A 14,313-nucleotide genomic window follows, 5' to 3' on the forward strand; every position below is an offset into this window, starting at 1 on the left:
TAAGGTTTTATTTAGTAGTTGTCTTGAAATAGATGTATATATACCTTATATAAGTGACAGATAACAGTAGGCACTAGACTAAGATAATCCTTAGAGGTGCTATTGAGAATACCAATTATAAAAGGATATAGACATGAGATTTGAGAAGTTTACTCAAAAACTGCAGTCCGCCATTCAAGAAGCACAAAGCCTAGCATTAGGTCGCGATCATACAGGTATCGATCCTGTGCATTTGCTCGCCGTGTTGCTACAAGATGAGTCTAATTTATCTATCTGCCAACAAGCAGGTGCTTCTATCCCAGCGCTAAAAAAATGGCGTTGCTAAAGCTTTAGATAACCAAGCGACCATTTCGGAACCGACAGGTGACGTCAACCTAAACCCAAACTCGGTCAAAATCTTGAATTTGGCAGATCGTCAGGCGCAAAAAGAAGGCGATGATTTTATCGCGACGGAATGGGTGATGTTGGCACTTGCTGAACAGGGCGAAACCAAAAAGATATTTGAAAGTGCAGGCGTAACGGCAAGCAAGCTAAAAGCTGTGATTGAGCAATTGCGTGGTGATGATACGGTAAATAACCAAAACGCAGAAGATCAGCGTGATGCACTCAATAAATACACGATCAACCTGACTGAACAAGCGGAGCTTGGCAAGCTAGATCCAGTGATTGGCCGTGACGAAGAGATTCGCCGTACCATTCAGGTGCTGTCACGCCGTACCAAGAATAACCCTGTGCTCATCGGTGAGCCGGGTGTCGGTAAGACGGCTATCGTTGAAGGCTTGGCGCAAAAAATCATCAATGGTGACGTGCCAGAAGGTCTGCGCCGTAAAGAAGTGCTGTCGTTAGACTTAGGCGCACTGATTGCAGGGGCGAAATTCCGCGGTGAGTTCGAAGAGCGTCTCAAAAGCGTATTGAGTGATTTGGCTAAGCAAGAAGGTAATGTCATCCTATTCATTGATGAGCTACATACGATGGTCGGGGCAGGTAAATCTGAAGGCGCGATGGACGCAGGTAATATGCTAAAACCTGCATTGGCACGTGGTGAGCTGCATTGTGTCGGGGCGACAACGCTTGATGAATATCGTAAGTACATCGAAAAAGATGCCGCGCTTGAGCGTCGCTTCCAAAAGGTACTGGTCGATGAGCCAACGGTCGAAGATACCATTGCGATATTACGGGGTCTAAAAGAGCGTTACGAGCTGCATCATGCGTCGATATTCAAGACAGTGCCATCATCGCTGCTGCGCGCATGAGCCATCGCTATATCACTGACCGTAAGCTACCAGATAAGGCGATTGATTTAATTGATGAAGCGGCCAGTCGTCTGCGCATGGAGATGGACAGTAAACCTGAATCATTAGGTAAGCTTGATAGCCGTTTGATTCAATTAAAAATGCAGCGTGAAGTGCTCAAAAATGAAGAGGATGCTGGCGCGCAAGCCGAGCGTAAAGTGCTCGATGCGCAAATAGCAGAATTAGAAAAAGAATACGCTGATCTCAACGAGGTTTGGCAGGCAGAGAAAGCACTGGTCAAAGGCAGTCAACAGCTAAAAGACGAGCTAGATAAAGCCCGTATTGCGTATGACAAGGCTAGCCGCGAAGGCGATTATGAGACCATGAGTAAGCTGCAATACGAAACCATTCCGCAGTTAGAACGACGTATTCATGAGTCTGACTTGGCAGAGCAAAAAGAGCAGACAGGTGAAGGTAGCGGTGTGAAATTACTACGTAATAAGGTGACAGACAACGAAATCGCCGAAGTGGTTGCGGCCGCGACTGGTATTCCAGTCAGCAAAATGATGCAAGGCGAGCGTGACAAGATGATCGCAATGGAAGAAAAGCTCCATGAGCGTGTCATTGGTCAAAACGAAGCGGTCGAATCGGTGGCCAATGCGGTACGTCGTAGCCGTGCAGGATTATCTGATCCCAACCGTCCTTCAGGCTCGTTCTTATTCTTAGGACCTACAGGCGTTGGTAAGACAGAGCTGACCAAATCACTAGCGAACTTCTTATTTGACTCTGAAGATGCGATCGTACGTATCGATATGAGTGAATATATGGAAAAACACAGTGTCAGTCGTCTTGTAGGGGCACCTCCAGGTTACGTTGGTTACGAAGAAGGCGGTACGTTGACTGAAGCGGTACGCCGTAAGCCATATAGCGTCATATTGTTCGATGAAGTGGAAAAAGCGCATCCAGATGTGTTCAACATCTTGCTACAAGTATTGGACGATGGTCGCTTAACCGATTCGCAAGGTCGGGTGGTAGATTTCAAAAACACCGTCATTATCATGACCAGTAACTTGGGTTCGCACAAGATTCAGGAAATGGTTGGCGAAAGTTACGAGGATATTAAAGCGGAAGTAATGGATTCTGTTGGGCAGCATTTCCGTCCAGAGTTCGTCAACCGTATTGATGAAATCGTAGTCTTCCATCCGCTTGGTATGTCGCAGATGGCAGGTATTGCGGATATTCAACTGGATCGATTACGTCAGCGTATCCAAGAGCGTGAGATGGATATTGAGCTGTCAGCAGATGCGATGAATAAATTGGTTGCCGTGGGTTATGACCCTGTTTATGGCGCTCGTCCTTTAAAGCGTGCCATTCAACAAGAGATCGAAAACCCATTGTCATTGAAACTATTGGCAGGTGATTTTGTCGCTGGTGATATTATCAAAGTCGATGTGGGTGCCGATGACAAGCTAACTTTTGATAAGCTTAGAATGAGCTAATCACATTGGCATCGATGTCTTTATGACCCAACTGTATGTTTAAAATAAACCCCTTATCTACAATCGTAGGTAAGGGGTTTTTATTTATAAGGAGCGTTTTACGTTACTGTTTTTTTACCATTTCAATATCTCTTAAGTCTTAGGACTATGCTATAACTAAATCAATGAATAATAGTATAAGTATCAACTGAATGGAGAAACAGAACGATGACAGCCCATATCGAACGTATAAATATACCTTTAACTTCGCCACTAATCATTGCAGCATTGCTGTTTAGCACCGCCGCGTGCTCCAATCCTTCAGCAGTAAGTACTAGCAATAATAAAAGTACCGCAACAGAGTCTAAAGAAGTTTCAGCTTCAGATAGCGATACTCAAACCGCCACACAAACGACCACACAAACAAAGACTAGCAAGCCTGCTTTTACGACTAAAGCAATCGCTACCTTTGATGAGCCTTGGGCTATGACAGCCTTACCCAATACAGGTAGTCAAGCACCAAAATTACTGGTGACACAAAAAACAGGTGAGCTATTTATCGTAGATACAGCGACGGGTAATAAGACCAAAATCGAAGGCGTGCCTACAGTCGCTTACGGTGGTCAAGGCGGCTTAGGCGACATCATCGTGGCTCCAGATTTTGCGACGTCCAATACCGTCTATCTTAGCTACGTGGAAGCAGGGGCAGGAGTTGATAGCAATAGATTTGGCGCTAAAGTTATCAAAGCGACACTCTCAGGATTAGAGACAACCACACCTACGTTGCAAGATATCACGCCTATTTGGGAGCAATCTCCAAAAGTCACGGGGCAAGGTCACTATAGCCATCGCTTATTGTTTTCACCTGATGGACAGTATCTATATATAAGCTCAGGAGAACGCCAGAAAAAAAGAGCCTGCACAAAATATGAGCATGAATCTAGGTAAGATTATTAGATTGTATGCTGATGGCTCGGTGCCAAAAGACAATCCATTTGTCAATGATAGCAATGACATTGCCTCTCAGTTTTGGACAATGGGCAATCGCAATGTGCTCGGCATAAGATTTGATGAAAGCGGCAGGCTTTGGGCAAACGAGATGGGGCCAAAGGGCGGTGATGAATTTAATCTGATTAAAAAGGCAAAAACTACGGCTGGCCGATTGTATCAAATGGTCGTAATTATTCAGGCACACCAATCCCAGATCACGACACTCGTCCTGATTTTGAAATGCCCAAAATCACATGGACGCCCGTTATTTCACCGTCATCACTGAGTTTATATACGGCTGGTAGCCACAATGACTTTCCAGCATTACAAGGCGATTTTTTTAATCAGTGGTTTATCTTCAAAAGCGCTTATTGTCGTAAGTATCGATGAAGATGATAGTGCTACTGAACGCTATCGTTATGACATGGGTGAGCGTGTCCGCAGCGTACTGGCTGTTGATGGGCAGGTCTGGGCATTGGAAGATGGTGATGGTGGACGATTACTCAGATTATTGCCTAAGTAACATCATGATAAAGCTGCTTTTACATCTGTATTTATGTAGACATTTTAAAAAAACTATCAATCTTATTAGAATAAGTTAAAGGTTTTATCAAGTTTTATTTTGTAATTGATTGATAGTTAAAGCCTATTTTGTTAAGGTAATATTCCTTAAATTTTGAGACTTGCACATGGAAGAAGTAAAAGTAGGCAGATTAGGACCTTTTCCACGGGTGAGTAAACCTGTGTTTATTACATCGTCACTGTTGATCGTTGGATTTATTATTTTCGGTGCGCTTTTCACTGAAACAGCAGGGGCAGTTTTTAGTTTTTTTACAGAATTTTATTACCGATAAGTTCGGTTGGTTATTTATTATCTTAGTGAATACAGCGCTCGGGCTTTGCATTTACTTAGGAATGAGTCGCTATGGTGATATTCGTTTAGGCAATCAAACGGAGCGACCGCAGTACAATCTGTTTTCTTGGATTGGCATGTTGTTCTCTGCGGGTATTGGTATTGGTCTCGTCTATTGGGGTACAGCGGAGCCGTTGTATCACTTTATGGCACCACCAATGGGCGAGGCCGAAACGGTTGAAGCCGCAAAGCAAGCGATGAATATCTCATTTATGCATTGGGGTCTACACGCTTGGGGCATCTATACGATTGTGGCACTGTCGTTAGCGTATTTTCATTTTCGTCGCGGTTTGCCTTTATCGATTCGCTCAACCTTGTATCCTTTACTTGGCAAAAGAATCTATGGCCGCTGGGGGCATACGGTCGATATCTTGGCCGTGTTTGGTACGATGTTTGGTGTGGTCACCTCACTCGGGCTTGGAGTGATGCAGATCAATGCGGGACTTGAGAAACTATTTGGCATGCCGAATAGTCTCACTGTACAGTTCGGTTTGATAGCTTTCATCACAGCGCTAGCAGCAGCTTCAGTCTTGATGGGTTTGGATAAAGGTATTAAGCGTTTAAGTGATATCAATATTGGTTTCACTATCGTCTTATTAGCGTTTATGGTCATCTTAGGACCAACGCTATTTATCTTTGATAGCTTTATCGAAAACATCGGCAACTATCTGACTGTGATTGTACCTCTAGGTACATGGGGTGAGTCTTATAGCGGTACAGATTGGCAAAGTAGTTGGACGATATTTTATTGGGCATGGTGGGTAAGCTGGGCACCATTCGTTGGTATCTTTATTGCTCGTATCTCTCGTGGCCGTACTATCCGTGAATTTACGCTTGGTGTACTACTGATTCCAATGCTGATTTTGTTCTTCTGGTTTACCACCTTTGGCGGCGTTGCTGTTCATATGGAGCTTGCTTCTGCTCTGTCAGGTGTTAGCCCAGGATTGGTTGAAGCAGTACAAGCGGATTCTGGTAGCGCAATCTTTAAGCTGGTTGAGTACTACCCACTAGCCAAACCGATTACGTTAATGATTGTTGTCATGATTATGCTTTGGTTTGTGACTTCGTCAGATTCGGCCAGTTTTGTGATTGATATGCTGACCGCTGGTGGCGATACCAATCCACCAAAGATTCAGCGTTTGTTTTGGGCAACCACAGAAGGCGTTATCGCTGCCATATTGTTAGCGGCTGGTGGATTGTCTGCTTTGCAGGCAGCTGCCATCGTAGCGGGACTACCGTTTGCCTTAGTGGTCTTTGTCATGATGTATGCGCTACTGCGTGGTTTGAGTCGCGATCGTCTGATTCTATACAGAGCGCAACAAGGCTTTATTACGGATGAATCAGCAGACCATAACTCAGCGAATGAGTTCGTCGATGAGCATCTGTTAAAAGGACCACCTAAGATTGTTAAAGGTGACTAAGAAGTAGGTAGCATCCAGATAGCTACTTAAGCTTTTGATAGAAGAAGCCCCAATTTACTTTTAAATTGGGGCTTCTTATTGGCTAAAGATATTTAAATTTATTCAGGAAAAATTCAGATTGTTGAAATATTATTGCTGCAATGTTACTGCGATTTCTATACATTCGGCAGTATTTACATGGTGTTATATTTAGTGATTCGTTCATACCTTGGTATGGTTACGCTCTTTTTTTGGGGATATACCTATGGATCATGTAAAAGTTGGCAGGTTAGGCCCTTTCCCGCGGGTAAGTAAACCGGTTTTTTTAACTTCAGCATTACTTATTATTATATTTATTGTTCTTGGCGTTTTTTTTACTGAATCTGCCGGTACGTTGTTCAGTTTTCTACAAGGCTTTATTACCGATAAATTTGGTTGGTTTTTCATTATTCTCGTTAATGTGGCCTTAGGACTTTGTGTTTATTTGTCTATGAGCCGTTATGGCGATATTCGTCTTGGTGCTCAAACTGAGACACCACAGTACAGTCTATTTTCGTGGATCGGTATGCTGTTCTCTGCTGGCATCGGTATTGGACTTGTCTACTGGGGTACAGCAGAGCCTTATATCACTTTATGGCACCGCCACTCGGTGAAAAGGAAACGATAGAAGCCGCCAAACAGGCGATGAATATTACCTTTTTACATTGGGGCTTGCATGCTTGGGCATTGTACGCAATTGTAGCGCTATCTTTAGCTTATTTCCATTTTCGCCGTGGCTTACCACTATCGATTCGCTCAACCCTTTATCCTATATTGGGTAAAAAAATATATGGCTCGTGGGGTCATGCCGTTGATATCTTAGCCGTATTCGGTACGATGTTTGGTGTGGTGACGTCACTCGGTCTTGGTGTTATGCAAATTAACTCAGGGCTTGAGAAGTTATTTGGTATTCCTAATAATCTCACAATACAAATTGCTCTGATTGCCTTTATTACTGCTTTAGCCGCCTGTTCTGTCATGATGGGCTTGGATAAGGGTATCAAGCGTCTAAGCGATGTAAACATCGGTCTAACGGCTATTCTACTTGGCTTTATGGTCGTCTTAGGGCCGACGCTTTTCATTTTTGATAGCTTCCTAGAAAATATCGGCAACTATCTTTCAGTGGTTGTGCCATTAGGTCTGTGGGGAGAGTCTTATGAAGGTGAGGCAAACTGGCAGTCAGCATGGACGATATTTTATTGGGCATGGTGGGTAAGTTGGGCACCATTTGTCGGCGTGTTTATTGCTCGTATCAGCGTGGTCGTACGATTAGAGAGTTCGTACTTGGGGTATTACTTATCCCCATGACCATATTGTTCTTTTGGTTTTCAACTTTCGGCGGTGTTGCTATTCATATGGAGCTGCTCGCTGCTATTGATCCAGCGTTGGTTAGTCCTGGACTGGTCGAGGCGGTACAAACAGATTTTGGTAGTGCCATTTTTAAATTGGTTGAGTACTATCCCTTGGCGCAGCCCATCACATTTATGATTGTGATTATGATTGTATTGTGGTTCGTGACCTCATCAGATTCAGCAAGTTTTGTCATTGATATGCTGACCGCAGGTGGTGATACCAATCCGCCAAAGATTCAACGTTTATTTTGGGCAAGCACTGAAGCGTCATTGCTGCTGTTTTGTTAGCTGCTGGTGGATTGAGCGCGTTACAAGCAGCTGCTATCGTAGCAGGACTGCCATTTGCTTTGGTTATATTTGCCATGATGTATGCGCTACTGCGTGGTTTGAGTCGCGATCGACTAATACTATATAGAGCGCAGCAGCACTATATTACTGAAGAGTCAGCAGATCACAACTCGGCAGATGAATTTGCTGATGAGCATCTACTAAAAGGACCACCCAAGATTGTTAAAGGTGACTAAAAGCAGGTAAAAGTAAGACAGCTACTTAAGCTTTTAATAGAAGAAGCCCCAATTTATTTTTAAGTTGGGGCTTCTTTATTGGGAGAAGATACTTAAATTTATTCAGGACAAATTAGGTTTGTTGAAAATTATTACCGAAATGTTACTACCATTTCTATACATTCGGTAGTATTTACAAGGTGTTATATTTGATAATTCGTTCATACCTTGGTATGGTTACGCACTTTTTTTGGGGATATACCTATGGATCATGTAAAAGTTGGCCGATTAGGCCCTTTTCCGCGGGTAAGTAAACCTGTATTTTTGACTTCAGCAATCTTGATACTGGCGTTCATTATTTTTGGCGCTTTATTCAACGAACAAGCAGAAGTAGTATTTAACCAAGCAAAAGCATTTGTCTCTTTACGCTTTGGCTGGTTCTTTATTGTCGTGGTCAATTTAACATTGGTCATGAGTATTTATATGATATTTAGCCGCTACGGCGATATCAGACTCGGTCATCAGAATGAGAGGCCAGAGTACAATATGGTTTCTTGGATTGGTATGCTGTTTTCAGCAGGTATCGGTATCGGGCTGCTTTATTGGGGCACCGCTGAGCCGCTGTATCATTTCATGGCACCACCATTAGGCGAGGCGGAGACAGTTGCCGCTGCCAAACAAGCGATGAATATCTCGTTCCTACATTATGGTCTACATGTATGGGCGCTATATGGCATGGTTGCGCTATCGCTCGCATATTTTCATTATCGAGTAGGTTTGCCACTGGCTATCCGTTCGACACTTTACCAATATTGGGTAAAAAGATCTACGGCGGTTGGGGACATACGGTAGATACGCTTGCCGTATTTGGTACGATGTTTGGGGTAGTGACACGTTAGGTCTTGGCGTCTTACAGATTAACTCAGGCCTTGAGACGTTATTTGGTATACCCAATAATATTACGGTGCAGATTATTTTGATTGGCCTTATCACCATGCTTGCAGGGTTATCTCTGTTTATGGGGTTGGATAAAGGCATCAAGCGTCTAAGTGATACCAATATATTGTTCACTGTGATATTGCTAAGTTTTGTGATTATCTTTGGGCCTACGCAGTTTATCTTTAACAGCTTCGTAGAAAACATCGGCAACTATTTGCATCAAATCGTGCCATTAGGTCTATGGACAGAGTCTTATAGAGGCGAAGAAAATTGGCAAGCTTCTTGGACGATTTTCTATTGGGCATGGTGGATTAGTTGGTCACCATTCGTTGGGGTATTCGTTGCACGTATCTCTCGTGGCCGTACCATCCGTGAGTTTATATTAGGGGTGTTATTAATTCCTATTACGATATTGTTCTTATGGTTTACTGCTTTTGGTGGTTCTGCAGTAAATATGGAGCTGGTGGCAGCAGCAGACCCTAACATAGTTAGCCCAGGTCTGATCGAGGCGGTCAAAGCCGATACAGGTAGCGCTATCTTTAAATTGATGGAGTCTTACCCATTAACGGGTGCGGTCAACTTGCTCATCGTGGTGATGATTGTATTATGGTTTGTTACCTCGTCAGATTCAGCCAGTTTTGTCATCGATATGCTGACATCAGGTGGTGATACCAATCCACCAAAGATTCAGCGCTTATTTTGGGCAGGTTCTGAAGGTGTTATCGCCGCTGTATTGCTAGCAGCAGGCGGCTTAAGTGCATTACAAGCGGCATCGATTGTCTCAGGCTTTCCTTTTGCTATTGTGATCGTCGTGATGATGTATTCTCTATTGCGCGGTCTCAGTCGAGATCGTTTGATACTGTATCGTAATCAGCAATGGTTCACCACAGAAGAGTCAGCAGAGCATAACTCAGCCAATGAATTCCGTGATGAAGAGTTACTAAAAGGTCCACCAGCACTTGAGAAAGATGCTTAAGCTTTAGATTTTATTTTCTAGCTACAAAAATACCCAGCTTGTCATAAGCTGGGTATTTTTATGGATGTTCAATATTTTTAATAAAAAAGCTTCCAACACGGCAGCTTTCAGTACAGCAGATCTCGATACAACCACTTTATAGATCAGCTACATTCGCCTTTTGTATAACCAACGGCTTCAGGAATATTACAGGCTGAGCAAGCATTGCTAGCCGTTCGGTAGCTGACAACTGATCCAACTTTCGTTTTTACACAGACAGGTTCATATTGTGCCGTACAGATATTATTGGCAGGGTTAGTGGGTGGACATTGAGTAAGAGCACCTTCAAATTGCTGACTGAGATCAGGACTGGATGGGGTAGGTGTTTGGCCAGACGTGCCTACATCAGACATAGAGCTACAGCCATTTAAAACTAAGGCTAAAGTCAGTATCAGTAATGATGGTTTGAACGAAGATTGATTAATTGTGGAAAATCGACGAGTAGATATAGTTTGTTTCATAAGAAATGTCCTTATTAATAATATTCGATAATGTCCTGTTATCGTTGATGTATTTGCCTACTGAGGCTAAATGCTTAAGCATTTATGGTAGCTCATTTGTCAGTAGCTATCCACCTAAGCATCATACAAAAACCCCCAAGCTTAGTTAAGCTTGGGGGTTTATTTTCTGCCATCAAATACTGATTTTACGACAGTATGTCTAAATGAAAGACATCTAGACTGACGAGATTCGCTTATTCAGCTGGTTTGTCGTCTTGATTTAGCTGCACGTATTTGTCAAAGTTTTGAGCATAATCAGTTAAATTATCGCTCAGCATTTGGCGATACTGTTTGACATAAAACTCGACGATATCGTCTTTTTCTTTGGCGAAATCATCGCCTTTTACGAAGCCGATAGAGGCAACTGACGCGCTATAGCGTGCTGCAGCATACAATAAAGAAGCACCTACCTGTCCTGAATGGGCATCAGGGCCTAACTGGCTGTTTGCGATACCGATGATAGCGTCAGCACGTTGATAGAACGCCTGCATTTCAGGGGTGATTTCGATGTTAGCATCAGCGTTTTGGTCTTGAATATTGTCTTGAGACATAAGCAACTCCTAATAATAAGTGTCAGTAGTTTTTAGTATATAAAAATGGTTGGTAAACGTTTTAAAGTAGTGACTCTTATAAACCAGCGTCTGCTTTTAAGATATCAGCTTTGTCTGTTTTTTTCCCACGTAAAGGCAGTCTCTGAGCCTGGACGACCAAAGTGTCCAAAGGTAGCAGTCTGCTGATACATTGGCTGTAGTAAGTTCAACATACGGGTAATGCCGTAAGGACGTAGATCAAAGTGAGTGCGAATCAAGCGAATGATCTCATCGTTACTGATTTTGCTAGTACCAAAGGTATTGACAGAGATAGAGGTCGGCTCAGCGACACCAATTGCGTAGCTGACCTGTACTTCACAGCGCTCAGCAAGACCTGCTGCGACGATGTTTTTGGCCACATAACGTACCGCATAAGCAGCACTGCGATCGACTTTTGAAGGATCTTTACCACTGAACGCACCGCCACCATGACGTGCCATACCGCCGTAAGTATCAACAATAATTTTACGACCAGTCAAACCAGCATCACCAACAGGACCACCAATCACAAACTTACCAGTTGGGTTGATATGATAGCGTGTGCCAGCGTGCAATAGGTCAGCTGGTAGCACTTGCTTGATGATAGATTCCATCACGGCTTCTTGTAGATCTGACTGCGAGATGCTTGGATCATGCTGTGTTGATAATACAACAGCATCGATGGCAACAGGACGATTGCCGTCATACTTCAAGGTCACCTGCGCTTTGGCATCTGGACGTAACCAAGGCAACTCGCCAGCGCGGCGCAGCTCCGACTGACGCTCCATCAAACGATGGGCATATTCGATAGGCGCTGGCATCAATACTTCGGTTTCATTACTTGCATAACCAAACATTAAACCTTGGTCGCCTGCACCTTGCTCTTCAGGGTCGCTACGATCGACGCCTTGCGCGATTTCAGGAGATTGCTTGCCTAGCATGTTGATGACTGCACAAGTTTCGCCATCAAAGCCTAGGTCTGAATGGTGATAGCCAATGCCATTTACGGTGTCACGAACCAGACGCTCTAAATCAATATTTGCCGTTGTAGTGATTTCACCTGCAAGTATGACTGCGCCTGTTTTTACTAAGGTTTCGCATGCCACACGTGCGTGCAGATCTTCACGTAAGATAGCGTCAAGGATAGCGTCTGATATTTGGTCAGCCATTTTGTCAGGATGGCCTTCGCTCACAGATTCTGAGGTAAATAAGTTGTATTCACGCATAATGGGATCGCTTAATTGAATCAATAAGGGTAGGAAAAGCAGCACATCTGGGTGCTGCTCTAATTAATTTTGACCACGCATTCACGCGGCAGATAATTGGTATTTCTTAATTTAAAATCGGTTTTGACTAAAATCTTTGCTAATAAATATGACCAAAGGGTGAGCGGACTATCATTCAATCAATATATAAAATGATACTGCCTCGCTCTAATATGGTCTTGGCGGTAACGAGTTGGGTCAGTACTTGCCTAATAGACAACGCTAATGTGCAGATTGCCTTATCAGAAGCAGGGTAATGGCCAAAATCTCTTAACGCAAAATAGGGTTATTCTACCTTGAAACGTTATAAAACTCTAGTGAGCAACACTTGCTCTACTATAAGAAACGCTCAACAAGCAGTTCACTGCAATCAAAGGTGGTTACTAGATAGCGGTTTATCTAGCTGAGTGATTAGCTAGCAGTAGCGTTTGCTTGAAATGAACAATACGTTACAACTCTAAAAATGCAGCTTTATCTTTGAACATACATTCTTCATACACAGGACAAGCGCCGCATTTGGGTGTACGAGCCTGACAGGTATAGCGGCCGTGTAAGATAAGATAATGATGGGCGTCTACGATGAAGTCTTCTGGGATGCGCTCGACCAGCTTTTTTTCGACGATAAGTACGGTTTTACCAGTGGCAAGCCCAGTACGATTGCCCACCCGAAAGATATGCGTGTCAACGGCCATGGTCGGCTGGCCAAAAGCAGTATTTAATACAACGTTGGCAGTTTTACGACCGACACCTGCCAGTGATTCTAAGTCTTTGCGGTTATTAGGAACAGTGCTATCAAATTTCTCAATCAAATCACGGCAGGTTTTGATGACGTTTTTTTGCTTTGGCATTATATAGACCAATGTTTTTGATATAAGATTTGAGACCGTCTTCGCCTAGTGCCAGTATTGCCTCAGGCGTATTGGCCACAGGGTACAATTGCTTGGTGGCAATATTGACACTGATATCAGTCGCTTGTGCGGACAAAATTACTGCGATAAGTAACTCAAAATTATTGTCATAATTGAGTTCGGTGACAGGTTCATCAATAGTCGCTGCTAGCTTTTCAAAGAATGGACGCACGTCACGATTGGGCATTCGTCTAGAGGGCGGCGTGTCAGCTGTTTTATGTTTGACCGTTTTACTCATGGCATTTTGACTATTATTTTGATGAATGATGGTGCCAAATTATATGCTAGCGCTAGCATTCATGTTGATGATTAAAGTATCAATTTATTAACGAACTAACTGCGTAATCAGCTATTACCGTTATAGCGCTACTTGCAATGACTCAAGCTCGGCTTGTAAGGATTCGAGCTCGGCTTGTTTCTTATCGTTTGCACGCACACTTAGCTGCTTTTCCAGTTTTTTTGATTTTGGTACGGAGCTTGGCAGCTGCAATGGTGTTTTTCGCTTGCGACTCACTGATGTTTAGAGACTGGCTTGCTGCATTATTGAGCTTAGCTTCTACCATACTAACGACAGGTCTACTATTGCTCGTATCGGCAAGCTGTTCTGTGACGCGTTTCAAATGGGTGTGGTAGCGTTGTCTCAAATCCTCTTGCTCTGCTATTCGCTCAGGCTCAGATATTTCCCGCTCAATCGTAACTAAGTCAATGCAATCAACAGGGCAGGGCGCAATACATAGCTCACAGCCCGTGCACAAATCTGTAAAAATCGTATGCATATGCTTACCAGTACCAACGATAGCATCGACTGGGCAAGCAGGAATGCATTTGGTGCAGCCGATACAGTCATCTTCACGGATAACCGCACGAACCTCGGTCGGGCGTTCAGAGGTGGCATCTATTGGCCATTGTGAAGGCACCGCCGTCAGCGTAGTATTAGGAGTATCTATATCGAGAGTCTGAGCAATCGCATTGGTGACTGGCTGACCACCGGGCACACATTTATTGTACTGCTCGCCATCTAATACAATCGCAGCGGCATATGGCAGGCAACCATCTGGATGCTCACATAGTCCGCATTGCGTCTGTGGCAAACAAGCATCCACACGTGCAATTCTTGCCTGTATGTCAGCGGGCAAGGTATCAATGTGTAATGCATCGAATAAGATAGGTAGATTGACTAAGCGTATATTGGTGCTACTTTGCATTTAAT

General features: G+C 43.6%; 2 protein-coding genes and 8 pseudogenes. 5 read left to right on the top strand and 5 right to left on the bottom strand.

Annotation, left to right across the window (positions count from 1 at the left end):
• The first annotated feature begins 133 nt into the window (after positions 1 to 133).
• The 5 pseudogenes from clpB to TT11_RS08915 all read left to right on the top strand — a co-directional run bounded on the left by clpB (position 134) and on the right by TT11_RS08915 (position 9,822).
• Positions 134 to 2,731, top strand: a pseudogene (clpB, locus tag TT11_RS08885) (ATP-dependent chaperone ClpB).
• Between the two features lie 207 nt (positions 2,732 to 2,938).
• A pseudogene (locus tag TT11_RS17245) lies at positions 2,939 to 4,223 on the top strand (PQQ-dependent sugar dehydrogenase).
• Between the two features lie 166 nt (positions 4,224 to 4,389).
• Positions 4,390 to 6,034, top strand: a pseudogene (locus tag TT11_RS08905) (BCCT family transporter).
• 244 nt (positions 6,035 to 6,278) lie between these two features.
• Positions 6,279 to 7,928, top strand: a pseudogene (locus TT11_RS08910) (BCCT family transporter).
• Positions 7,929 to 8,171: 243 nt separating this feature from the next.
• Positions 8,172 to 9,822 (top strand): annotated as a pseudogene (locus tag TT11_RS08915) (BCCT family transporter).
• A gap of 143 nt (positions 9,823 to 9,965) precedes the next feature.
• On the opposite strand, the gene TT11_RS08920 reads toward TT11_RS08915, so the two are convergent.
• The 5 genes and pseudogenes from TT11_RS08920 to TT11_RS08940 form a co-directional block, all read right to left on the bottom strand.
• Entirely contained in the window at positions 9,966 to 10,214 is a 249-nt protein-coding gene (locus tag TT11_RS08920; RefSeq protein ID WP_261870100.1) for a hypothetical protein, read from the bottom strand.
• 341 nt (positions 10,215 to 10,555) lie between these two features.
• Positions 10,556 to 10,912 carry a DUF3144 domain-containing protein gene (locus TT11_RS08925; RefSeq protein WP_261870101.1) on the bottom strand — a complete coding sequence of 119 codons (357 nt, stop codon included), beginning with the start codon at positions 10,910 to 10,912 and terminating at the stop codon, positions 10,556 to 10,558.
• 76 nt (positions 10,913 to 10,988) lie between these two features.
• Positions 10,989 to 12,156 (bottom strand): annotated as a pseudogene (gene metK / locus TT11_RS08930) (methionine adenosyltransferase).
• Positions 12,157 to 12,644: 488 nt separating this feature from the next.
• Positions 12,645 to 13,341, bottom strand: a pseudogene (nth, locus tag TT11_RS08935) (endonuclease III).
• Positions 13,342 to 13,461: 120 nt separating this feature from the next.
• Positions 13,462 to 14,308, bottom strand: a pseudogene (locus TT11_RS08940) (RnfABCDGE type electron transport complex subunit B).
• Positions 14,309 to 14,313: the final 5 nt, after the last annotated feature.

Origin of the sequence: Psychrobacter sp. JCM 18901 (assembly GCF_000586435.1) — a bacterium.
Lineage (GTDB): Bacteria > Pseudomonadota > Gammaproteobacteria > Pseudomonadales > Moraxellaceae > Psychrobacter.